General features: G+C 71.9%; 22 protein-coding genes. 12 read left to right on the top strand and 10 right to left on the bottom strand.

Features of this window, described 5'->3' with window-relative positions; genetic code table 11:
* Window positions 1-11 precede the first annotated feature (11 nt).
* Complete coding sequence (gene efeO, locus AB0B40_RS16350) at window positions 12-1,148, bottom strand: iron uptake system protein EfeO (protein ID WP_362264163.1); 1,137 nt, start codon at window positions 1,146-1,148, stop codon at window positions 12-14.
* A gap of 176 nt (window positions 1,149-1,324) precedes the next feature.
* Between efeO and AB0B40_RS16345 the strand changes: the two genes are divergently transcribed.
* Complete coding sequence (locus tag AB0B40_RS16345) at window positions 1,325-1,969, top strand: PhzF family phenazine biosynthesis protein (protein WP_345046930.1); 645 nt, start codon at window positions 1,325-1,327, stop codon at window positions 1,967-1,969.
* A gap of 87 nt (window positions 1,970-2,056) precedes the next feature.
* Here the strand turns inward: AB0B40_RS16345 and AB0B40_RS16340 are convergent, their stop codons facing one another.
* The gene (locus AB0B40_RS16340) at window positions 2,057-2,704 is read right to left on the bottom strand and encodes a biliverdin-producing heme oxygenase (protein WP_345046929.1); all 648 of its coding nucleotides are present in this window, start codon (window positions 2,702-2,704) and stop codon (window positions 2,057-2,059) included.
* Window positions 2,705-2,859: 155 nt separating this feature from the next.
* A complete protein-coding gene (gene map, locus AB0B40_RS16335; protein ID WP_345046927.1) occupies window positions 2,860-3,717 on the bottom strand; it encodes a type I methionyl aminopeptidase in 858 nt (285 codons plus the stop codon).
* Between the two features lie 58 nt (window positions 3,718-3,775).
* Between map and AB0B40_RS16330 the strand changes: the two genes are divergently transcribed.
* Window positions 3,776-4,009 (top strand): hypothetical protein, encoded by a 234-nt coding sequence (locus AB0B40_RS16330; protein ID WP_345046926.1) that lies wholly within the window; start codon window positions 3,776-3,778, stop codon window positions 4,007-4,009.
* An 84-nt stretch (window positions 4,010-4,093) separates the two neighbouring features.
* Here AB0B40_RS16330 and AB0B40_RS16325 read toward each other — a convergent pair whose 3' ends face one another.
* Complete coding sequence (locus tag AB0B40_RS16325; protein WP_345046925.1) at window positions 4,094-4,690, bottom strand: hypothetical protein; 597 nt, start codon at window positions 4,688-4,690, stop codon at window positions 4,094-4,096.
* Window positions 4,691-4,797: 107 nt separating this feature from the next.
* Here AB0B40_RS16325 and AB0B40_RS16320 point away from each other — a divergent pair, with 107 nt between their 5' ends.
* The 3 genes from AB0B40_RS16320 to AB0B40_RS16310 are packed head-to-tail and all read left to right on the top strand — an operon-like array spanning window position 4,798 to window position 6,891.
* The gene (locus AB0B40_RS16320) at window positions 4,798-5,871 is read left to right on the top strand and encodes a sialidase family protein (RefSeq protein ID WP_362264162.1); all 1,074 of its coding nucleotides are present in this window, start codon (window positions 4,798-4,800) and stop codon (window positions 5,869-5,871) included.
* A 37-nt stretch (window positions 5,872-5,908) separates the two neighbouring features.
* Window positions 5,909-6,613, top strand: coding sequence for an NADPH-dependent F420 reductase (gene npdG, locus AB0B40_RS16315; protein ID WP_345046923.1), 705 nt, complete (start codon window positions 5,909-5,911; stop codon window positions 6,611-6,613).
* A 14-nt stretch (window positions 6,614-6,627) separates the two neighbouring features.
* Window positions 6,628-6,891 (top strand): hypothetical protein, encoded by a 264-nt coding sequence (locus AB0B40_RS16310; RefSeq protein ID WP_362264161.1) that lies wholly within the window; start codon window positions 6,628-6,630, stop codon window positions 6,889-6,891.
* On the opposite strand, the gene AB0B40_RS16305 is transcribed toward AB0B40_RS16310, so the two are convergent.
* Entirely contained in the window at window positions 6,881-7,681 is an 801-nt protein-coding gene (locus AB0B40_RS16305; protein ID WP_362264160.1) for a site-2 protease family protein, read from the bottom strand. The genes AB0B40_RS16310 and AB0B40_RS16305 overlap by 11 nt on opposite strands.
* 117 nt (window positions 7,682-7,798) lie before the next feature.
* On the opposite strand from AB0B40_RS16305, the gene AB0B40_RS16300 reads away from it, so the two are divergent.
* Window positions 7,799-8,311: a DUF6578 domain-containing protein gene (locus AB0B40_RS16300; RefSeq protein WP_362264159.1), complete on the top strand. Its 513-nt coding sequence runs from the start codon at window positions 7,799-7,801 to the stop codon at window positions 8,309-8,311.
* Between the two features lie 14 nt (window positions 8,312-8,325).
* Window positions 8,326-11,583: a BTAD domain-containing putative transcriptional regulator gene (locus AB0B40_RS16295; protein WP_362264158.1), complete on the top strand. Its 3,258-nt coding sequence runs from the start codon at window positions 8,326-8,328 to the stop codon at window positions 11,581-11,583.
* A gap of 11 nt (window positions 11,584-11,594) precedes the next feature.
* On the opposite strand, the gene AB0B40_RS16290 is transcribed toward AB0B40_RS16295, so the two are convergent.
* The 3 genes from AB0B40_RS16290 to panB all read right to left on the bottom strand — a co-directional run bounded on the left by AB0B40_RS16290 (window position 11,595) and on the right by panB (window position 14,477).
* A complete protein-coding gene (locus AB0B40_RS16290; RefSeq protein WP_345046916.1) occupies window positions 11,595-12,416 on the bottom strand; it encodes an ABC transporter permease in 822 nt (273 codons plus the stop codon).
* Window positions 12,413-13,438, bottom strand: coding sequence for an ATP-binding cassette domain-containing protein (locus tag AB0B40_RS16285; RefSeq protein WP_345046914.1), 1,026 nt, complete (start codon window positions 13,436-13,438; stop codon window positions 12,413-12,415). Before AB0B40_RS16285 ends, AB0B40_RS16290 begins: the two co-directional genes overlap by 4 nt.
* A gap of 172 nt (window positions 13,439-13,610) precedes the next feature.
* Window positions 13,611-14,477, bottom strand: a complete 867-nt coding sequence (gene panB, locus AB0B40_RS16280) for a 3-methyl-2-oxobutanoate hydroxymethyltransferase (RefSeq protein WP_345046913.1) — start codon at window positions 14,475-14,477, stop codon at window positions 13,611-13,613.
* Between the two features lie 242 nt (window positions 14,478-14,719).
* On the opposite strand from panB, the gene AB0B40_RS16275 reads away from it, so the two are divergent.
* The 5 genes from AB0B40_RS16275 (at window position 14,720) to AB0B40_RS16255 (ending at window position 20,085) form a co-directional block, all read left to right on the top strand.
* On the top strand, window positions 14,720-16,306 hold the full coding sequence (locus AB0B40_RS16275; RefSeq protein ID WP_345046911.1) for an MFS transporter: 1,587 nt from the start codon (window positions 14,720-14,722) through the stop codon (window positions 16,304-16,306).
* 77 nt (window positions 16,307-16,383) lie between these two features.
* On the top strand, window positions 16,384-17,019 hold the full coding sequence (locus AB0B40_RS16270) for a TetR/AcrR family transcriptional regulator (protein WP_345046910.1): 636 nt from the start codon (window positions 16,384-16,386) through the stop codon (window positions 17,017-17,019).
* Window positions 17,020-17,201: 182 nt separating this feature from the next.
* Window positions 17,202-18,248 (top strand): endonuclease/exonuclease/phosphatase family protein, encoded by a 1,047-nt coding sequence (locus tag AB0B40_RS16265; protein WP_345046908.1) that lies wholly within the window; start codon window positions 17,202-17,204, stop codon window positions 18,246-18,248.
* A gap of 95 nt (window positions 18,249-18,343) precedes the next feature.
* Window positions 18,344-19,561 (top strand): MFS transporter, encoded by a 1,218-nt coding sequence (locus AB0B40_RS16260; RefSeq protein ID WP_362264157.1) that lies wholly within the window; start codon window positions 18,344-18,346, stop codon window positions 19,559-19,561.
* Window positions 19,562-19,683: 122 nt separating this feature from the next.
* Window positions 19,684-20,085, top strand: coding sequence for a hypothetical protein (locus AB0B40_RS16255; RefSeq protein ID WP_345046906.1), 402 nt, complete (start codon window positions 19,684-19,686; stop codon window positions 20,083-20,085).
* Between the two features lie 60 nt (window positions 20,086-20,145).
* Here AB0B40_RS16255 and AB0B40_RS16250 read toward each other — a convergent pair whose 3' ends face one another.
* Entirely contained in the window at window positions 20,146-20,571 is a 426-nt protein-coding gene (locus AB0B40_RS16250; RefSeq protein WP_362264156.1) for a hypothetical protein, read from the bottom strand.
* 179 nt (window positions 20,572-20,750) lie between these two features.
* A complete protein-coding gene (locus AB0B40_RS16245) occupies window positions 20,751-21,770 on the bottom strand; it encodes a hypothetical protein (RefSeq protein WP_362264155.1) in 1,020 nt (339 codons plus the stop codon).
* Window positions 21,771-21,825 lie beyond the last annotated feature (55 nt).

Raw genomic sequence — 21,825 nt, 5'->3', positions numbered from 1 at the left:
TTCCCTCCGTGTTACTTCGCGACCGCGGCGGCCAGCTTGGACAGCGGCTCGGCGAGGGCGTTCACCGCGTCCGACAGCTCCTTGCGCTGTTCCTTGCCGACCTTGTCGTAGGAGACGAAGTCGTACGACGTCTTGTCCTTGCGGTACGTGTCCAGCAGCGTTTCCAGCGCCGCGAACTGCTTGTCCAGTTCCCTGGCCAGCGCCGGGTCGTTCTTCGCGGCGACCGGCTTCAGCAGCTCGTAGGCCTTCTGGGCGCCCTCGACGTTGCCCTTGAAGTCGACCAGGTCGGTGTGCGCGTACCGGTCCTCCTCACCGGTGACCTTGCCGGTGGCGACCTCGTCGAGCAGCTCCTTGGCGCCGTTGGCCATGGAGGTCGGGGTGATCGAGGCCGTGCCGACCCGCTTCTGCCAGTCCTTCAGGTCGGTGACGAGCTGACCGGCGAGGCTCTTCTCCTCGGCGCCGATCCTCTTGTCCTGCCAGAGGGCCTTCTCCAGCCGGTGCCAGCCGGTCCACTTCTGGCCCTTCTCCAGGCCGTCGGCGCGGGTGTCGGTCTTGGGGTCGATGTCACCGAAGGACTCGGCGACCGGCTCGGTGCGCTCCCAGCCGAGGCGGGAGGGGGCGTACGCCTTCTTGGCGGCGTCGAGGTCACCGTCCTTGATCGCCTTGGCGAACGCCTCGGCGAGCGGCACGGTGGCGTCGGCCTGGTCCTGGGCGTACTGGCGGTAGTCCGCGACCGCCTGGTCCAGCTTCGGGTTCCGCTGGGCGGCGGTGCCCGAGCCGCTCACGGTGAGCTTCTGCCGCACGCCGTGGCCCTTCATACCGGGGCGGCAGGCGATCTCGTACGAACCGGCCTTCACCTCGGCGGTGAGCGTGTACTTGGTGCCCGGGCCGATGTTCTCCTTCTCGGAGACGATCCGGTCGTCCGGGAAGAGGATCTCGACCTCGGTGGCTTGCGAGCCCGTGTTCTCGATCTTGAGCGTGACGTGCCCGGCCGGCACGGACTCGGCCGAGGTCTCGCACTTCGAGTCGGCGGCCGTGACGTGGATGGCATTGCCGTCCTCGGCATCGCTCTTGGCGGTGCAGGCCGAAAGGGCGGTCAGAGCCGCCGCGGTCGCGGCGGCGGTGACGGTCAGTCGGACGGCTCGCATGCGGGCTCCAAGCGAATCTGGTGTGGTGAGGCTGCCCTAACTTACATGAGCCTTACCTCAGCCATACCCCTCGGGGTCGTGATTCAGCTCTCAGGGAGGGGCCCGCGCGCGGCTCGACCGCGATGCCCGGAACGCCGGGCAGGCGCGCACGAGGGCGGCGGTGTTTCAATGCCCCGGTGACTGACTACGACGTACTCCGCGTCTTCTGCGGACCGGACGGCGGCTACGGCAACGAGCTGGGTGTCGTCCGCGACGGCTCGGTGCTGCCCGGGCGGAGCGACCGGCAGGAGCTGGCGGCCAAACTCGGCTTCAGCGAGACCGTCTTCGTGGACGACCCCGAGCGCGGCGTGATCGACATCTACACCCCCGCCCTGCGCCTGCCCTTCGCCGGCCACCCCTGCGTGGGCACGGCCTGGCTGCTCGACGTGCCCGAACTCGTCACCCCCGCCGGGGTCGTCGGAGCCCGGCTGGACGGCGAGTTCACCTGGATCGAGGCCCGCCCCGAGTGGGCGCCGCCGCGCACCCTGCGCCGGTACGCGAGCGCCGCCGAGGTGGACGCGCTGGACGTGCCGCCGCTCGGGGAGTGGCTGTACGCCTGGGCCTGGGAGGACGAGGCGGCCGGGCGCGTCCGTGCCCGCGCCTTCCCCGGCCGCGGCGACGGCATCGAGGAGGACGAGGCGACGGGCGCGGCGGCGCTGCTGCTCACCGACCGGCTGGGCCGGGCCCTGAACATCACCCAGGGCCGCGGCTCCCAGATCCTCACCGCCCCGCAGCCGCACGGCTGGGTGGAGGTCGGCGGCCGGGTCTTCCTCGACTCCTAGGGCGCCGCACCGCGCGCAAGCCCGAGTACGTCCAGTACGAGGACTTCAGCTACCGGCGCGAGTCACCGACCTGTGGGCCGAGTGCACCTAGGCGCTCAGCGGGAACTCCTCGCCCAGGGCCCGCAAGACGTCCGTGTTCAGTGCGAACGCCCGCCTGCACTCGCCGACGATGCGCTGCCGCTCCAGCTCGTCGGCGCCGATGCCGTCCAGCAGCTGCCGGTAACCCCGCTTGAACGCGGCGGGGTTGGCGATCCGCTCGAAGACGTAGAAGCGGACCCCGTCGCCCTTCCTGGCGAAGCCCCACGTCTTCTCCGCCCTGTCCCGGATGATCTGGCCGCCGGAGAGGTCGCCGAGGTAGCGGGTGTAGTGGTGGGCGACGTAACCGCCGGGCCAGTGTTCGGCGCACTCCCGCACCCGGTCCGCGTACGCCCGGGTCGCCGGCAGGGCGCTCAGGCCCGTCCGCCAGTCCGGGCCCCGCAGATGTGCCAGATCCCGCTCCAGCGCGGGTAGCCGGAACAGCTCCGGCCGGACGAAGGGGCCGGCCAGCGGATCCGCGGCCGGCCGTGCGGCCGTGCTCTCCAGGGCCTCGTAGACGAACCACAGCTGCTCGGTGTAGCGCGCGTAGGCCGTGACGCCGAGCCGGCCGCCGAGCAGGTCGCTCATGAACGTCGAGGTCTCCGCCTCCCTGTGCTGCTCGTGCGACGCGGTCCGGATGAGGGACGAGAAGGAGTCCATGCGGCCCCGTTCCGAGGTGAGGGTTGCCGAGTACACGCTCTTGCCGACCTCATGCCGGTAAGTTTCCCGACAGTCTGTCGGTAAAAGGCTACAAGAGAAAGCCCGCCCCCGGCAGGGGGACGGGCTTCGCAGCGGCGGCCGGGGAGCGGGCCGGCTCAGGGCAGGGTCAGGATCTCCGCGCCGGAGTCCGTCACGACCAGGGTGTGCTCGAACTGCGCGGTCCGCCTGCGGTCCTTCGTCACGACCGTCCAGCCGTCGTCCCACATGTCGTACTCGTGGCTGCCCAGCGTCAGCATCGGCTCGATCGTGAACGTCATGCCCGGCTGCATCACGGTCGTCGCGTGCGGGCTGTCGTAGTGCGGGACGATCAGCCCGGAGTGGAACGACGAGTTGATGCCGTGACCGGTGAAGTCACGGACGACGCCGTAGCCGAAGCGCTTGGCGTACGACTCGATGACCCGGCCGATGACGTTGATCTGCCGGCCGGGCTTCACGGCCTTGATCGCGCGGTCCAGGGACTCGCGGGTGCGCTCCACCAGCAGCCGCGACTCCTCGTCCACGTCACCCACCAGGTAGGTGGCGTTGTTGTCGCCGTGCACCCCGCCGATGTACGCCGTCACGTCCAGGTTGACGATGTCGCCGTCCCTGAGGACCGTCGAGTCCGGGATGCCGTGGCAGATGACCTCGTTGACCGAGGTGCACAGCGACTTGGGGAAGCCGCGGTAACCGAGCGTGGACGGGTAGGCACCGTGGTCGCACATGTAGTCGTGGGCGACCTTGTCGAGCTGGTCCGTGGTGACCCCGGGCGCGATGATCTTCGCGGCCTCCGCCATCGCCCGCGCGGCGATACGGCCGGCGGTCCGCATCGCCTCGATGGTCTCGGGGGTCTGCACCTCCGGCCCGGTGTACGGCGCCGGTGCAGGCTTGCCGACGTACTCGGGGCGGCGGATGTTTCCGGGAACCGAACGGATGGGGGACTGTTCCCCTGGTACGAGCAGCGACTGGCCAGACATGCCAGCGAGTCTAACCAGCGGACATGGGGGAACATGTCGGTGGCGAGAGGAGCTGGTCATGACCCTGTTCAAGAAGCGCACCGCCGGCAAGCCCGGCGAGTGGTACTACTGCCTGGAGCACAAGACGGTCGAGGAGGGTCCGGACTGCCCGGGCAAGGACCGCTTCGGTCCGTACGCCTCCCCGGAGGAGGCCCGGCACGCCATGGAGATCGCCGCCGAGCGCAACCTCCAGTGGGAGAACGACCCGCGCTGGCACGACGCGCAGGCGGACGAGGACACCGAAGAGAGCTGACCGGCACCCTTGCCGCCGGCCGGGTCGGACGGTCCGGCCGGGAGCGTCAGCAAGGGGACTCGGGGCCACCAGGGGGCCGCCGCGTCACCAAGGGGACCGCGGCGGTGCCATCAGTGCTTCGGCCAGCTGGGACAACCGGTCCCGGAAACCCCGCCGCGCCCTCGGAGGGCCCGCGTTCTCGCCCGCCGCCGCGCTCACCAGGTGCTGCACGGTGTCCAGGTCCAGCTCCGCCCCCTCCGGCACGACCAGCGTGTCGTGCGCCATGGCGGCCAGCTCGCCCCCGCCGGCGCCCAGGGCCAGCACCGTCACCCCGGCCCGCCGCGCCGAGTGGACCCGCTCCAGCAGCGGCGCGGGCTCCTCGGGCGCCACGACCAGCAGGGTCTCCCCGCGCCGCGCCGCCGCGATCCGGCCCGGCCCGACCGCCAGATGCGCGGGATCGGAGGGACGCGCGTGATGCCGTACCAGCGTCGGCGCCAGCTCGGGCGTACCCGACCAGGCCGCCTCGTCCACCAGGTGCGCCGCCAGGTGCCAGGGCTCGTACTCCGGCGTGCCCACCAGCAGCAGGCCGCCTCCGTGCGCCACCACCGAGCCGCGCAGCACCCCCGCGAACCGCCGGGTGGCCCCCAGCCACTCCGTCCCGGCGAGCACTTCCCTCAGCCACGCGACCCGTACGGCGTCCATGCGACCGCATCCTGCCGCAACCGGCCACTCGTGACCCGGAGTTCACCGCGAATTCGCCCGGAGTGGGGATGGTCACGGCCCAGCCCCAGGTCGTGAGGAGCCGCCCGATGACCGACGTGACCGTCCCCTTCCGCGCGGGCCACGAGGGATACGCCAGCTTCCGCATCCCCGCCGTCGTCGCCACCAGGTCCGGCACACTGCTCGCCTTCTGCGAGGGCCGGGTCGCCTCCGCGGCCGACAACGGACACATCGACGTCGTGCAGAAGCGGTCCACCGACGGCGGCCGTACCTGGGGCCCGCTCCAGGTCGCCGCGAGCAACGGGACGGACCTGGCGGGCAACCCCGCCCCCGTCGTCCTCGACACCGGCCGGATCCTGCTCGTGCACATGCGTGCCGCCGCCTCCGCCACCGAGGCCGCCATCCTGCGCGGCCAGGTCAAGGACGCCGACGGCCGGCGGGTGTGGGCGCAGCACAGCGACGACGACGGGGTCAGCTGGTCCGCGCCGAAGGAGATCACCGCCCAGGTGAAGAAGCCCGGCTGGCGCTGGTACGCCACCACACCCGGACACGCCCTCCAGCTCACCTCCGGCCGCGTCCTCGTCCCGGCCAACCACACCGTCCCGCCCACCGGCACCGACACCGGCGCCGAGGCCAGGTACAACAGCGGGCACTGCCTGCTCAGTGACGACCACGGCGAGACCTGGTACCTCGGCTACCTGGACGAGAACACCGACGGCTACGTCAACGTCAACGAGACCACCGCCGCCGAACTCCCCGACGGCCGCGTCTATCTGAACACCCGCAACGACTCGCCGTCCCCCGGCAACCGCGCCGACGCCCACTCCACCGACGGCGGGAAGACACTCGTGAAGCCCTTCCGGCCACAGGCCGGGCTGACCGCGCCGGTCTGCGAGGCCGCCGTGCTCCAGCTCCGCGACCCCGACGTGCTCCTCTTCTCCGCCCCGGCCGACCCCGCCGCCCGCGCCCTGATGACGATCCGCGCCTCCCGCGACGGCGGCACCACCTGGCGCACGGCGTTCACCGTCGACGGGCTGCCCGCCGCCTACTCCGACCTCGTCCGCGTCGACCCGCACACGGCCGGACTGCTCTACGAGACGGGCGACTTCGGCACCTACGAGACGATCACCTTCCGCCGGGTGCCCGTGCACCGGCTGATCTGAGCCGGGGCCCGGGCGGTCACGGACGTAGAGTCGGGCCATGACCTCTACCGACAGCGCACAGAAGGCCCCCGCCAAGGACCCCTGGGACCTGCCCGACGTCTCCGGGTACGTCGTCGGCGTGCTCGGCGGCACCGGACCGCAGGGCAAGGGCCTCGCCTACCGGCTCGCCCGGGCCGGCCAGAAGGTGATCATCGGCTCCCGGGCCGCCGAGCGGGCCCGGGCCGCCGCGGACGAACTCGGCCACGGCATCGAGGGCGCCGACAACGCCGAGACCGCGCGCCGCAGCGACATCGTGATCGTCGCCGTGCCGTGGGAGGGCCACGGCGACACGCTGAAGTCCCTGCGCGGGGAACTGGCCGGCAAGCTCGTCGTGGACTGCGTCAACCCGCTCGGCTTCGACAAGAAGGGCGCCTACGCCCTCAAGCCGGAGGAGGGCAGCGCCGCCGAGCAGGCCGCCGCCCTGCTGCCGGACTCCCGGGTCGCCGCCGCCTTCCACCACCTGTCGGCCGTCCTGCTCCAGGACCCGGAGATCGAGCAGATCGACACCGACGTGATGGTGCTCGGCGAGGAGCGTGCCGACGTGGAGACCGTGCAGGCGCTGGCCGGGCGCATCCCCGGTATGCGGGGCGTCTTCGCGGGCCGCCTGCGCAACGCCCACCAGGTCGAGTCGCTGGTCGCGAACCTGATCTCCGTCAACCGCCGGTACAAGGCACACGCCGGGCTCCGCGTCACCGACGTGTGAGCCGGGCCGGAGGCATGGGGGACACTGGTCGCCGTAGCAGTGTCCCCCGCAAGGAGCCGTACCCCATGTCCCTTCTGCCCCCGCCCAGCCCGGACCGGCGACTCGCCCTGTACGCCCTCGCCGTCTGCCTCCTCGCCGTCGCCGCGGCGGTCGTCTCCTTCGTCCAGGGCAGCTGGCTGGGCATCGTCTGGGTGCTGCTGGCGGGCCTGTCGTCCAACATGACCTGGTACTACATGAAGCGGGCCAAGGTCACCCGGAGCGGATCCGTCACGGGCTGACCGCGCAGTACTCGTTGGCGCCCTGCCAGAACCGGTACAGGTCCTGTCCGCAGTACTGCGAGAAGTAGTCCACGTTCAGCGCGCGCAGGATCGCGTCGATCACGTCGAAGAACGCGCCGTTGACCGCCGGCAGCCACAGCAGGGCGAACACGAAGAGCAGGCCGAACGGCGCGTACGGCTCCACCTGCCGCTTCACCTTGTACGACAGCCACGGCTCGATCACGCCGTAGCCGTCCAGGCCCGGCACCGGCAGGAAGTTCAGGATCGCCGCCGTCACCTGGAGCAGCGCCAGGAACGCCAGCGCGAACCGGAAGTCCGCGGGCACGCCGTCCAGGGCGTGCAGCCAGAACGGGGCCGTGCACACCGCAGCGAACAGCACGTTCGTCAGCGGGCCCGCCGCCGAGATCAGGCTGTGCCGCCAGCGGCCGCGGATCCGGTTCCGCTCGATGAACACCGCGCCGCCGGGCAGACCGATCCCGCCCATGATCACGAAGAGCACCGGCAGCACGATGCTCAGCAGCGCGTGCGTGTACTTCAGCGGGTTCAGCGTTAGATAGCCCTTCGCGCCGACCGTGATGTCCCCGCCGTGCAGGGCGGTGCGCGCGTGGGCGTACTCGTGCAGGCACAGGGAGACGATCCAGGCCGCCGTCACGAACAGGAACACCGCGATGCCCGGCTGCGCGGCGAACCCCGTCCAGGTGGCCCAGCCGGTCACCGCCGACACGGCGAGGATGCCGACGAACACAGGACTGACCTGGCGGTCGCCGTGACGGGTGGTGGCGGTGGTCATGGTCGGACTCCTGTACGGCCGGGATGGTCGAAGACTGCGACCGTACCGGCCGCCGACGCGAGGGGAAAACGTCTCGCGGTGGCCGTCCGGTTCCAGCAGGGTGGGGGAGTGGCACGGATGAGGGTGTTCTACGAGTACTGGCAGATGGAGTGCTGCGGCACGCCGTTCGCCGTCGGGGACGAGGTCGGCTGGCGGCTGGTGGCCGTCGACGCCCGGGCCCCGCAGGGCGAGTACTACGGCGCCGGGACGTGGGTGGAGAACCACGGCGGACCCGACCACGAGACCACCGGGCGGGTCCGCGGCATCCACCTGGTGCACCAGGAGTACCTGGCCCACCACGATCCGCGCGCCGTCGAGCCGCCTCCCGCGCGGCCCGGCGAGGTGGTCTTCATGGCCACCGGGCGCCGTTTGGAGGCGGTGCCCGGCGCGCATACCCTGGAGCCCGTCGACGGCTGCCCGAAGTGGTTCGACCCGTTCGAGGACGAGGAGCAGCCGCCGCGGCAGGTGCCCTTCCGGGTCCGCCGTGCCGTCGGCGTCCTCGTCACCCTGGACGTCCCGGACGATCCGGATGTCCCGGACGTCCCGGATGTTCCCGACGGCACACCGCGGCAGCCCCGCGACCCCCGCTGACCGCTCCGGAGACAATGACCCCCGTGCGATACCGGCTGCTCGGCACCACCCAGGCCATCCGCCCCGACGGCACGCCCGTCCCCGTCGGCGGGGCGCGGCTGCGTGCCCTGCTGACCGTTCTCGCCCTCCGGGCCGGCCGCACCGTGCCGGCGGGTGTGCTGGTGGACGAGGTGTGGGGCGCCGACCCGCCCGCCGACGCCACCGGCGCGCTCCAGGCACTCGTCGGCCGGCTCCGGCGGGTCCTCGGCGCCGCCGCCGTCGCCTCCGCCGACGGCGGCTACCGGCTCACCGCCGCACCCGACGACATCGACCTCACCCGTTTCGACCGGCTGACCGGCGACGGCCTCGCCGCCCTCGCCGACGGCGACCCGGCCAAGGCCGCCGCCGTCCTCGACGACGCCCTCGCCCTGTGGCACGGCCCCGCCCTCGCCGACCTGCCCGACCGCACCGCCGAGGCGGCCCGCTGGGGGACCCGCCGCCTCGACGCCCTGCGCGCCCGGCACACCGCCGCCCTCGCCCTCGGCCAGGCCGAGCAGGCGCTGCCCGAGCTGACCGCCCTGTGCGACGACCACCCGCTGGACGAACCCCTCCAGGCGCTGCGGCTGCGCGCCCTGCGCGACACCGGCCGCCCGGCCCAGGCGCTCGCCGCCTACGAGGACGTACGGCGCCTGCTCGCGGACCGGCTCGGCGCCGACCCCGGGCCCGAACTGCGCGCCCTGCACACCGAGCTGCTGCGGGAGGAACCGCCGGCCCCCCGGCCCGCGGCGGCCCCGGGCAACCTGCCCGCCCGGCTCACCTCCTTCGTCGGCCGGGAAGCCGACATCCGGGCCATCGGCGCCGACCTCACCGGCGCCCGGCTGGTCACCCTGCTCGGGCCCGGCGGAGCGGGGAAGACCCGCCTGTCGCAGGAGGCCGCCGAGGCGGTACGGCACACCGTCCGGGACGGGGTGTGGCTCGCCGAGCTGGCCCCCGTGGACGACCCGGACGCCGTACCGCAGGCCGTGCTCACCGCGATCGGCGCCCGCGAGACCGTGCTGCACGGCGCCGGAGTGGAGAGCATGCGCGCGGTCGCCGACCGGCACGGCGAGCCCCTCGAACGGCTCGTGGAACACTGTGCCCGGCGCCGGATGCTGATCATCCTGGACAACTGCGAGCACGTCATCGACGCCGCCGCCCGGCTCGCCGAGAGCCTGCTGGCCCGCTGCCCGGAGCTGACCGTCCTCGCCACCAGCCGCGAACCCCTCGGGGTGCCGGGGGAACTGGTGCGGCCGGTGGAGCCGCTGCCCGAGCCGGTCGCGCTGCGGCTGCTGGCCGAGCGGGGTGCGGCGGCCCGGCCCGGATTCCGCGTCGAGGACGATCCCGGGGCCTGTGCCGAGATCTGCCGGCGGCTCGACGGCCTGCCCCTCGCCATCGAGCTGGCGGCCGCCCGGCTGCGCATGCTCACCCCCCGGCAGATAGCCGACCGGCTGGACGACCGCTTCCGGCTGCTCACCTCCGGCAGCCGGACCGTGCTGCCCCGCCAGCAGACCCTCCGAGCCGTCGTGGACTGGTCCTGGGACCTGCTGGACGCCGACGAGCGGGACGTCCTCGCCCGGCTGTCGGTCTTCGCCGGCGGCTGCGACCTGGCCGCCGCCGAGGCCGTGTGCGGCCCGGCCGCGCTGGACGCGCTCGGCTCCCTGGTCGACAAGTCCCTCGTGGTGGCCGCCCCGTCGGCCGACGGGGCGATGCGCTACCGGCTGCTGGAGACCGTCGCCGAGTACGCCGCCGAACGGCTCGACGAGACCGGTGGCCGCGCCGGGGCCGAACGCACCCATCTGACGTACTACCGCGAACTCGCCCGCACCACCGACCCGTTGCTGCGCGGCTTCGAGCAGCGCGCCGCCATCGAACGCTTCCAGCTGGAGTACGAGAACCTGCGTACCGCACTGCGGCACGCCGTCGCCCTGGGCGACGAGCAGGAGGGGCTGTCCCTGGTGCTGTCCCTGGTCTGGTACTGGCAGATGCGCGATCTGCGCATCGAGTGCCGCGGCTGGTCCGAGGAGGTGATGGCGCTCGGCCCCGACCCGTTCACCGAACCGGTCCGCACGGCCCGGCCGGTCTGGCAGCGGTGCACCGACAGCCCGCCCCCGCTCACCGGCGAGCTCCTCGCCGAGGCCCGGCGCGGTCTCCACCTGGCTCATCTCGCCTGCATGGACACCCAGTTGCAGGCATGGCAGACCCCCGAGGCACAGGCCAAGCTGCGCGTCATCACCGAGGTCTACGAGCCCGGCCTGCCACAGGGCTGCCGCACCCCCGGCATGGCGTGGTTCTTCGCGGAGATGCTCACCAGGGGCGCGGAACGGCTGAACACGATCATCGACGCCGCCGTGCGGACCTGCCGGGACACCCCCGGCTTCGAGTGGGAACTGGCCGGTTGCCTGCAGATGCGCGCCAACCTGCTCGCCAACCGCTCCGACTCGGCGGAGGCGGCCTTGCGGGACGCCGACGAGGCCCTGCGGATCTACCGGCGCCTCGGCGACGAGTGGGGCACCGCCGAGGCGCTGTCCGCCCGGGGCGAGGCCCATGAACGCAAGGGCGCCCACCACAGCGCGGCCGCCGACTACCAGGCGGCCATCGACCACGCCGCGCGCCTCGGTGCCCGCGCCCAGATCGCCGTGCTCCGCGCCCGCCTCGGCGGCGCCTGCCTGGAGTCGGGCGAGACCGAGCGCGGCGAACGGCTGCTCCGCGAGGTCATCGCGAGCCAGGAGGGCACCCACAACGAGGGGATGCCGGCCGCCCGGCTCTTCCTCGCCGGCTGGCTGGGCCTGAGCGGCCGCGTCCCCGAGGCCCGCGAGCAACTCCAGCTGCTGCGCGACGACTTCAAGATCGCCCACTTCGTCGTCTTCGACGCCCTGATCCTGCGCCAGGAGGCCATACTGGACGCCGTCGAGGGCGAAGGCGAGAAGTCCCTGGAGCGGATCAAACGAGCCCTGGCGCTCGCCACCGACCCCCTCTCCCAGGCCATCACCCCGCACCTGCACTCCCTCTGCCTCGGTGTCGGGGCGATGGCCCTCACCGCCCTCGGCGACGGCGACCGCGCCGGTGACGCCGCCCGCTGCCTGTCCGCCGCCGTCGCCCTGCTGCCGGCCGGCCACACCCTGACCCGCATGGAGCGCCTGGGGCACGAGCTGACCGAGGCCCGGATCCGGCAGACGCTCGACGAGGCCGCGTACGAGGCCGCATACGCCGAGGGCGGTGGCCTCTCCCTCGCGGAGGCCACCGCCCTGCTCTGAACCGGAGCGGGTCAGCTCTTCGTACGGAACTTGTGGATCGCGACCGGCGCCATGACCGCGGTGAGCCCCACCGACCAGATCAGCGTCACCCACAGCGGGCGGCCGACCGCGCCGCCCTCCATCAGTCCGCGCGCGGCGTCGGCCAGCGTGGAGAGCGGGTTGTAGTCGGTGAACGCCTGCAGCCAGCCCGGCATCGACGCCGTCGGCGCGAAGATCGACGAGCCGAACTGCAGCGGCATCAGCACCAGGAAGCCCATCGCCTGCACGGACTGGGCGCTCTTCATGATGACGCCGAGGGTCAGGAACACCCACATCAGCGCCGAGCCGAACACCGCGGACAGCGCCACGGAGGCCACCAGACCGCTCCAGCTGTGCACGTCGTAGCCGACCAGCAGGGCGACCACCAGCAGCACCACGGTCGCGAACAGCATCCGCAGCAGCTCCACCGAGATCTTCGCGAAGAGCACGGAGCCGCGCCCGATGGGCAGCGAGCGGAAACGGTCCATCACACCGGAGTTGAAGTCCGTGTTGAACCCGGTGCCCACGCCCTGGGCCATGTTCATGCCCATCATGGCGAGCAGGCCGGGGATCACGTACTGGACGTAACGGTCCTGCCCGCCGCCCAGCGACTGCCCGATGGAGCCGCCGAAGACGTACACGAACAGCAGGGTGAAGATGACCGGGAACAGGATGGCGTCGAACATCGACTCCGGGTCCTGCCGGATCCACAGCAGGTTGCGGCGGATCAGCGCACCGGTGTGCCGCAGATGGGCCCGGAGCGGGATCGGCGCGTCGGTCTTCGCGGCGGCCGGGGAGAGGGTGGCGGAACTCATACGGCGACCTCCTGGCGGTCGTCGGCGGGCACGGCGTCCTGCGGGGCACTGGCACGGTGACCGGTGAGCGACAGGAACACCTCGTCCAGGCTGGGCAGTTCGGTGGTGATGGAGGAGATGGTGATACCGCGCGCGGTGACCGCGCCGACCACGGCGGTCAGCTGTTCGTCGCTCAGGATCGGCACCAGCAGGGCCCCGGCCTCGGTGTCCACGGTGGTGGTCGCGAGCCCGGTGATGCCCAGCTCGTCCAGCATCCCGGCGAGCGGGCGCAGCTCCAGCGGGTCGACCGGCCGCACCCGCAGCGTGCGCCCGCCGACGCGGGCCTTCAGCTCCTCGATGCCGCCGCGCGCGATGACCTTGCCCCGGTCCACCACGGTCAGTTCGGAGGCGAGCTGTTCGGCCTCCTCCATGTACTGGGTGGTGAGCAGCACGGTGACGCCCTCGCCGACCATCGCCTTCACCTCGTCCCACACCTCGTTGCGGGTGCGGGGGTCGAGGCCGGTGGTCGGCTCGTCCAGGTACAGCACGGCCGGCCGGCCGATCATGGAAGCGGCCAGGTCCAGCCGGCGTCGCATACCGCCGGAGTAGGTGCTCGCCGGTCGCCGGGCGGCCTCCGTCAGCGAGAACCGCTCCAGCAGCTCGTCGGCGCGGGCCCGGGCGTCCTTGCGGGACAGGTCCAGCAGCCGGCCGATCAGGTACAGGTTCTCCCAGCCCGGGAGCTTCTCGTCCACCGAGGCGTACTGGCCGGTGAGGCCGATGACCCGGCGCAGCTGCCGGGGCTGGCGCACGACGTCGTAGCCGGCGACGGTGGCCCGGCCCGCGTCGGGGGTGATCAGGGTGGACAGGATGCGTACGAGGGTGGTCTTGCCGGCGCCGTTCGGCCCGAGCACACCCATTACGGTGCCCTCGCGCACGTCCAGGTCGACGCCGTCCAGCGCCTTGGTCCCGCCGTAGTGCTTGACCAGCCCCCGTACGGTCACGGCGGAGCGTCCGCCGGCGGGGTTGTCGTCGATGCTTGTCATGGAGAAGACAGTGCCAGGCCCCACCGACAAACGGCCGACAGGTCGCCGACATCCGCCGACAGCCCCTGACGGCACCGCCGTCCGCACTGCCGTCCGCACCGCCGCCCGGAACGGGGGCAGCCCCGCTGACGGGGGACGATCAGCGGGGCTGCCGGGTGTTGCCGGGGGTGGCTCAGTGGACGGAGTGCTCCTCCAGCGGGAAGGTCCCGCCGACGACGTCCTGCGCGAACTCCTTCACCGCGGCGCCCATGACGGCACGCAGGTCGGCGTACTTCCTGACGAATTTCGGCACCCGGCCCGACGTCAGCCCGAGCATGTCGGTCCACACCAGGACCTGCGCGTCCGTCTCCGGTCCGGCGCCGATGCCGACGGTCGGGATGTGCAGCACCCGGGTCACCTCGGCCGCCAGCTCCGCCGGTACCAGCTCCAGCACCACCGCGAACGCGCCCGCGTCCTGCACGGCCTTGGCGTCCCGCAGCATCTGCTGCGCTGCCTCCTCGCCGCGGCCCTGCACGCGGTAGCCCATGGCGTTGACGGACTGCGGGGTCAGGCCGATGTGGGCCATGACCGGGATGCCGGACTCCACCAGCAGGCGGATCTGCTCGTGCGAGCGCTCGCCGCCCTCCAGCTTGACGGCGCCGACCCCGGCCTCCTTGACCAGCCGGGTCGCCGAGCGCAGCGCCTGCACCGGGCCCTCCTGGTAGGAGCCGAAGGGGAGGTCGCCGACGACGAGGGCGCGTTGCGTGCCCCGTACGACGGCGGCCGAGAGCATGGACATCTCGTCGAGGGTGACGGGCACGGTGGTCTCGTACCCGAGGTGACAGTTGCCCGCCGAGTCGCCGACCAGGATCACCGGGATCCCGGCCTCGTCGAAGACGGACGCGGTCATCGCGTCGTAGGCGGTGAGCATGGGCCACTTCTCGCCCCGCTCCTTGGCGAGGGCGATGTCGCGGACGGTGATGCGACGGGTGCCCTTCCCTCCGTACAGCGCCTTGCTGCCGTCGGAAGGCGTGTTCTGGGCAGCCGAAAGCTGCGTCATGGCAACGGCTCCTTCAGTCATCTCGAGGCGCCCTGACGGCGTCCCCGGATCGCCTCCATGGTGGCACCTCGTGCCGGGCAGGGCCAGAGGGCCCCCCGTGATCCCCGTCGGCGGCCCGTCACCGTCCCCGTGAGCCGTCCCCGTCCCGGCTCCGGGCCCCGTCCGGGCCGTCGTGTAAGGCCTTGGTAAAAAAATTAAGATACGATACGGGGCCGTATCGAAATGATCGTAGGCTCGGGTGCATGACAAGCCCCACCCCTGCCTCCCGAATACCCGAAGCGGTGCACCGGCGCCGTTGGGCGATCCTCGGCGTCCTGATGCTGAGCCTGCTCATCGTCGTGCTCGACAACTCGATCCTGAACGTCGCCATCAAGACCATCGCGACCCCGGCGCCGACCGGTCTGGGCGCCACCCAGGGGCAGATCGAGTGGGCGATCAACGCCTACACCCTGGTCTTCGCCGGCCTGCTGTTCACCGCCGGACTCGTCGGTGACCGGCTCGGCCGCAAGAAGGTGCTGCTCGCCGGTATCGCCGTGTTCGGCATCGGCTCGGCGCTCGCCGCCGAGTCCGGCTCGCCGGGCCAGCTGATCGCCTACCGCGGGCTGATGGCCCTCGGTGCCGCCTTCGTGATGCCCGCCACCCTCGCCGTCCTCATGAACGTCTTCGAACGCGAGGAGCAGCCCAAGGCCATCGGTATCTGGGCCGGCGGCGTCGGCCTCGCCATCGCCATCGGCCCGATCACCGGCGGCGCGCTCCTCGACCACTTCTGGTGGGGTTCCGTCTTCTTCGTCAACGTGCCGATCGTCATCGTCGCGCTCGCGCTGATGGCCTGGCTGGTGCCCGACTCCCGCGACCCGCGGCCCGGCCGCCTCGACCCCATCGGCGTGGTCCTGTCCGTCGTCGGCCTCGTCCTGCTGGTCTACGGCATCATCAAGGGCGGCGAGCTGGCCGACTTCACCGACGCCAAGGTGCTGGGGACGATCGTCGCCGGTCTCGTCGTCCTGGCCGGCTTCGTCGTCTTCGAAAAGCGCAGCGACCATCCGTCGCTCGACGTCAGCTACTTCAGGAACAAGGTCTTCTCGGCCGCCATGAGCGCCATCGCGCTGGTCTTCTTCGCGCTGATGGGCGTCACGTTCTTCGGCGTCTTCTACACCCAGAGCGTGCGCGGCTACTCGCCGCTGGAGTCCGGCGTGCTGATGCTGCCGCTCGCCGCCGCCCAGCTGATCTTCGCGCCGCGCGCCCGGCTGCTGGTCGACCGGTTCGGCAACAGGGCCACCACCACCGCCGGCCTGCTGCTGATCGCCGCCACGCTGGCCGTGTTCGCCACCTTCGAGGCCGACACGCCGATCTGGCTGCTGGAGGTCGTCTTCTTCCTCATGGGCACCGGAATGGCGCACATCATGACGCCGACCTCCGTCGTGATCATGCAGGCGCTGCCCCGCGAGAAGGCGGGCTCCGCCTCGGCGCTCAGCAACACCTTCCGCCAGGTCGGCGGCGCCCTCGGCATCGCCGTCCTCGGCTCGGTCCTCGCCGCCTCCTACCGCAACGGCATCGAGGGCAAGCTCGGCCTGCTGCCGCCCGGCCTGCGGGACACCGCCGGCGAGTCCATCGAGGCCACGCTGGGCGTCGCCGAGAAGCTCGGCCCGCGCGGCCAGGCCCTGGTCATCCCGGCCCACGACGCGTTCCTGCACGCCATGCACATCACCGCCCTGTGCGGTACGGGCGTCGCCCTGGTCGGTGCCCTGGTGACGGTCCTGTTCCTGCCGGGCCGGCCGCCGGCCGGGAAGCAGGGCGAGCGCGAACCGGAACTGGTGGCCGCGACGGACTGACATCCGCCGGCGGCTCCACGGGGGAAGGAGGCCGCTGCGGGACAATTCCCGCAGCACAGCGAGAGGACGGAAACGACGTGAGCCTTGCCGACAGCCGGCCACGCCCGGACGGACCCGTACGGGGCCGGCCGCGCAGCGAAGCCGTGGAACGCGCCATCGTGGAAGGCGTGATGAAGCTCCTGGAGGAGGGCGTGCCCCTCGCCGAGCTGTCCATCGAACGGGTCGCGCGCACGGCCGGTGTCGGCAAGGCCACCATCTACCGCCGCTGGAGCGGCAAGGAGGAACTGTTCGTCGACGTGGTGCGCGCGGCCGAACCCCCCGACCCCGAACTCCCCGGCACCTGCCTGCGCGACGACCTCGTCGTGCTGCTGGAGTCCCTGCGCCGGCGCGGACTCATGAGCCGTTCGTCGGCCATCCTGCACAACGTGTACGCCCAGATGAAGTCCGCCCCCAGGATCTGGGCGGCCTACCACGCGAGCGTCATAGCGCCCCGGCGCGCCGTCGGCCTCGAAGTGCTGCGCCGCGGGCAGGCCAACGGCGAGCTCCGGGCCGACGTCGACCTGGAGCTAGCCAACGACATGTTCGTCGGCCCCATGCTCGTCCGCTCCGTCATGCGCCCCGACGCCGACCTGCCCGAGGGCCTGGCGGAACAGATCGTCGACGCGGTCCTGGCGGGCCTACGACCCGTCAGTTCGACAGTCTCGCCGCACTAATGTGCGTGTTTCGTCACAGACCCCGTCCGCCCCGGGGGTGACCGGAACTTCCCGCCCCGGCCCGTTCGTCATCGTCTTCCGTACGGCCGTCATGGGACGGCGGGAACGGAGCCGATCATCCCCTAGGGTCGGAAGTGAACGGGGGGCGAACGGTGTGCACGGCAGGCAGTGAGGCAGACGGTATGGCGCAGCAGGCGATGACGGAGACGGCGGACGGCGGCTCGGGGCCCGAGCGACCGGGGTCCCGGCTCCGGCGTCTCGCGCACCGCGCGTTCTCCGGCTGGCGGGGCGATCCACGCGTCTGGCGCCGCGGCCTGGTCCTCGCCGTACTGGCCCTGCTGCTCGCCCTGGTGATGCTCCTCCACTCGCACATCCCGAACCGGGTGGGCAACCTCGGCAGTCTCACCGAGACGTTTCTGCCCTGGCTGGGCTTTGCCATCCCGGTACTGCTGGTGCTCGGTCTGGTCCGGAAGTCGGCGACCGCGCTCATCGCCGTGCTGCTCCCGGCGATCGTGTGGCTGAACCTCTTCGGCGGACTGCTGACCGACAAGTCGGGCAGTGGCGGCGACCTCATGGTGGCCACCCACAACGTCAACGCCGACAACCCGGACCCGGCCGCGACCGCCACGGACGTGGCCGGGTCCGGCGCCGACGTGCTGGCCCTGGAGGAGCTGCCCGCCTCCTCCGTCCCCGTCTACGAGAAGGCGCTCGGGACGACGTACAAGCACCACGCGGTGGTCGGCACGGTCGGCCTGTGGAGCAAGTACCCGATGGCCGACGTCCGCGCCGTCGACATCAAGCTGGGCTGGAAGCGGGCGATGCGCGCGACCGTGACGACCCCGCGGGGCCCGGTCGCGGTGTACGTCGCGCACATGCCCTCGGTGCGGGTGAAGATGGAGGCCGGGTTCACCGCCCGGCAGCGGGACAAGAGCGCCGACGCGCTCGGCGAGGCGATCGCCGACGAGCCGCTCGGGCGTGTCGTCCTGCTCGGCGACCTCAACGGCACGATGAACGACCGCTCTCTCAACGCCGTCACCTCGCAGCTGCGCTCCACGCAGGGCGCGGCGGGCAGCGGCTTCGGCTTCAGCTGGCCGGCGTCGTTCCCGATGGCGCGGATCGACCAGATCATGGTCAAGGGTGTCGAGCCGCAGAGTTCCTGGACGCTGCCGCGCACGGGCAGCGACCACCTCCCGGTGGCGGCCCGTGTGAAGCTGGACACGGGCTCGTAACCCGCTGGAATACCGCGCCTGAGAGCGTTTGTTCCGTAGGGGAACTTACTGCGACACTCGAACCCGTACGGCACTTCCACTCTGAAAGGTCCTTCATGCCCCTGGCCCTGCTCGCCCTCGCCGTGGGCGCCTTCGGCATCGGTACCACCGAGTTCGTGATGATGGGCCTGCTGCCCGACGTCGCGGACGACCTGCACATATCCATTCCCAGTGCCGGGCACCTGGTCTCGGCGTACGCGCTGGGCGTCGTCATCGGCGCCCCGCTGCTGGCCGCACTGACCGCGCGCATGTCCCGCCGCACGGTCCTGATGGCGCTCATGGCCCTGTTCGTGGTGGGCAACGCGCTCTCCGCGCTCGCCCCCGGGAACGGCTCCCTGCTGGCCGCCCGCTTCCTCAGCGGCCTGCCGCACGGCGCCTTCTTCGGTGTGGGGGCGGTCGTCGCCACGGCGATGGTCCCGCCGGAGCGCAAGGCCCGCTCGGTGTCCCTGATGTTCCTCGGCCTGACCGTCGCCAACATCGCCGGCGTACCCGCCGCCACCCTCATGGGCCAGCACTTCGGCTGGCGTGCCACGTTCCTCGCCGTGAGCGCGATCGGCCTGGCCGCGATCGCCTCGCTCGCCCTCCTCATCCCGCGGGACCGGCAGCACGCGGCGTCCTCGACGGGCCTGCGCGGGGAACTCGCCGCCCTGCGGTCCCTGCCGGTCTGGCTGGCCCTCGGCACGACGGTGGCGGGCTTCGGCGCGCTCTTCGCGGCCTACAGCTACGTGACGCCCATGCTCACCGACGCGGCGGGTTTCGCCGAGACGAACGTGACCCTGCTCCTCGCCCTCTTCGGCGTGGGCGCCACCGCGGGTAATCTGCTGGGCGGCCGTCTCGCGGACCACTCCCTGCGCGGCACCCTCTTCGGCGGCCTCGCCTCGCTGGCGGTGGTGCTGGTGCTGTTCCCGCTGCTGATGCGCGCGCAATGGAGCGCCTCGCTGGCGGTGGCCCTCCTCGGTATGGCGGCGTTCGTCACCGGCTCCCCGCTCCAGCTGATGGTGATGGAGAAGGCCGCGGCGGCCCCCTCCCTCGCCTCCTCGGCCAACCAGGCGGCCTTCAACCTGGCCAACGCCGGCGGCGCCTGGATCGGCGGCCTGACCCTCGCGGCGGGCTTCGGTACGACGTCCCCCGCTCTCGCGGGCGCGGTCCTGGCGGTCCTGGGCCTGGGCGTGGCGAGCGTGGCGTACGCGGTGGACCGCCGCCGGGAGACTCCGTCGGCGGGCCGCGTGATCACGTCCCATGTGCCGGAGGACTCGGGGGCGTTGCACCACTGACCCGCCCGGCGCCGGGCGCCGGAAGGCGAGGTGTACGGTGATCGGGCGGGGCCGGTACCGCGTGCCGGCTTCGCGCTCCCCACCGGTAGTTCGTGCACGTCTCACCATCCATGGGAGGCACGGTGCAAAACAGAACCGTCTCAGTCGAGGATCGGCGTGGTTCGGAATGGGGCTGGTTCCTCGCGTGGCTGGTGGTCGGGGGCTGTCTCGCCCTGGGACTGGCCGCCCTGCCGTCGGTCGGCGTGGTCCTGATCGTGCTGGCCGCGGTGGCCGCCGTGCTCCTGCTCCGTAAGGGACACCGGACCGCGGTCGTCGGGAGCCTCGCCGGACTGGCCCTGCCCCTCTTCTACCTCGCCTACCTGAACCGGGGCGGCCCCGGGACCGTCTGCCACTCGACGGTGGGCGGACAGTCCTGTACCGACGAGTACACGCCGGTGCCGTTCCTGGCCGGCGGCGCGCTGCTGTTCGCCGCCGGTTTCCTGGTCTTTCTCCTGCTCGACCGTCGGCACCGGGGCACGCACTGATCTGAGGGCGCCTTTCCGGTTTTCCGTCCGGCCGGGCCGGATAACCGGGAAAGGCGCCCCTCAGTGACTGGGCCGGGGACGGGGCGCGGCGCTGCCCGACGATGTCGCGGCGGAACCACGCCGCATGGCCTCGTCGAATTTCGGGAAACACACGAACCATTTCCCCGAACTTTTGCACACCGCCACATGGAAAGCGGGATCCGGGGAGTCGCGCCGATAGTTCGCGACGCATTTCTCGTTCTGCCGCGGCTTGACGGTGGCGCCCTTCGGAATCACACCCGAGCTGCACATTTTCCCGGTCAGCACCACGCTCCCGGAGCCGGCCTTGACGTCGACCGCGCCGACGGCGAGGTCCTGGGCCCGGACCGAGGAGTTGTTCATACCGGTGAACAGCACCTTCAGCACCCCGCGCTCACGCGGGAGGACGAAGGAGGAGGCGCGGGTGAACTGGCCGGAGAACAGCGCCGTCGAGTACTGCACGGCCACCGTGCCCGGATCCATGCCCTTGGTGTCGGCCGCGGCGCCGGGCGCCGCGCCGGTGCCGGCGGAGCCGGACGAGCATCCGGTGGCCGCCAGCACCAGGGCTGCCAGGAGAGGGGCGGCGCCCCACGCACCCGTCCGGCGAGGACGGGGCGCGTGGGACGGCGCGTGGAGCGGGCTCATTCTCAGGAGGTCCATCCGAAGCCGGTCGAGCGGCGGTGGTGCACCAGGTTGGAGCAGCCGCCGGCCTTGCTGTCGTGCCAGGTGCTGACCTCGTTGCCGTTGCGCTTGCCGTACACGTGCACGTTGTGCTTGAAGACGGCCGTGTCGGTGCTGAAGCCGCAGGCGGCCCAGCCGGACGGTCCGAGCAGCGCGATCACGATCTTCTCGAAGTCGGTGTTCTTGAAGGTCTCGGCGCCGCCGGTGCCCCAGCCGTCGCTCTGGGTGCTGAACGTGGGCTTCGGGGTGCCGGACGTCCACCAGCCGTCGTACTTGAACTTGTAGGCGTTGTTCCGGGCGCTCAGCGAGCCCCCGTGGCCGTACAGCGGCCAGCGCAGGTTGGTCGTGAGCGACGTGATGGTGACGTTCACCGGGTCGATCCACGCCGTCTTGGTGTGCGCGTTGCTGTAGGGCGTGCTGCTCGCCGCGTCCGCCGCGCCCGTGTCGCTGAACGGCCCCGAGGCCGGGGTGACGGTGGCGCCGGTGTCACCGGCCGTGGAGTCGGCCTGCGGTGTCTCGGGCGTGACGTTGGTGTCCGCGGGCGAGACCAGGCTTGCTTCCTGGCTCGCGGAGATGGTGCCGGTGAGGACGCGCTCCTGACAGGTGGTCGGGTTGTACCCGACCTCCTGCTCGTACGCCGTGCCGGACGCCGTGCTGGTGCTGGAGCCGTCGAACTGGCAGGTGCCGTCGGTCTGCACCGTGCCGTCGATGGTCTTCACGGTGCCCGTCACACCGAACGTGCCGGTCGCGGCGTCGTCGGCGTAGGTGATCCACCCGTCGCTGCCGATCTCCACACCCGGAACGCCCGTGCTGGTCGGGGTCGGAGTGGGCGACGGCGTGTCGCCACAGCCGGGGGTCACCGTGCCCGCGGCCAGCCCCGTGCAGCCGGCCGGCGCGGCGTGGGCCATGCCCACGGGACCGCCGATGGCGAGCAGAGAGGCGGACAGGACGAGCGTGACCACGGGGCGCGGTCTGAATCGGGACATGAGGTTCCTTCTCTGGTGATAAAGCATTCATTGCGGAACCGTGCATGATTCAGAG

This window comes from Streptomyces sp. NPDC042638 (genome assembly GCF_040647235.1).
GTDB lineage: Bacteria > Actinomycetota > Actinomycetes > Streptomycetales > Streptomycetaceae > Streptomyces > Streptomyces rameus.
Note: the sequence above shows the minus strand (reverse complement) of the source record. Positions and strands in the feature narration are given on the sequence as shown.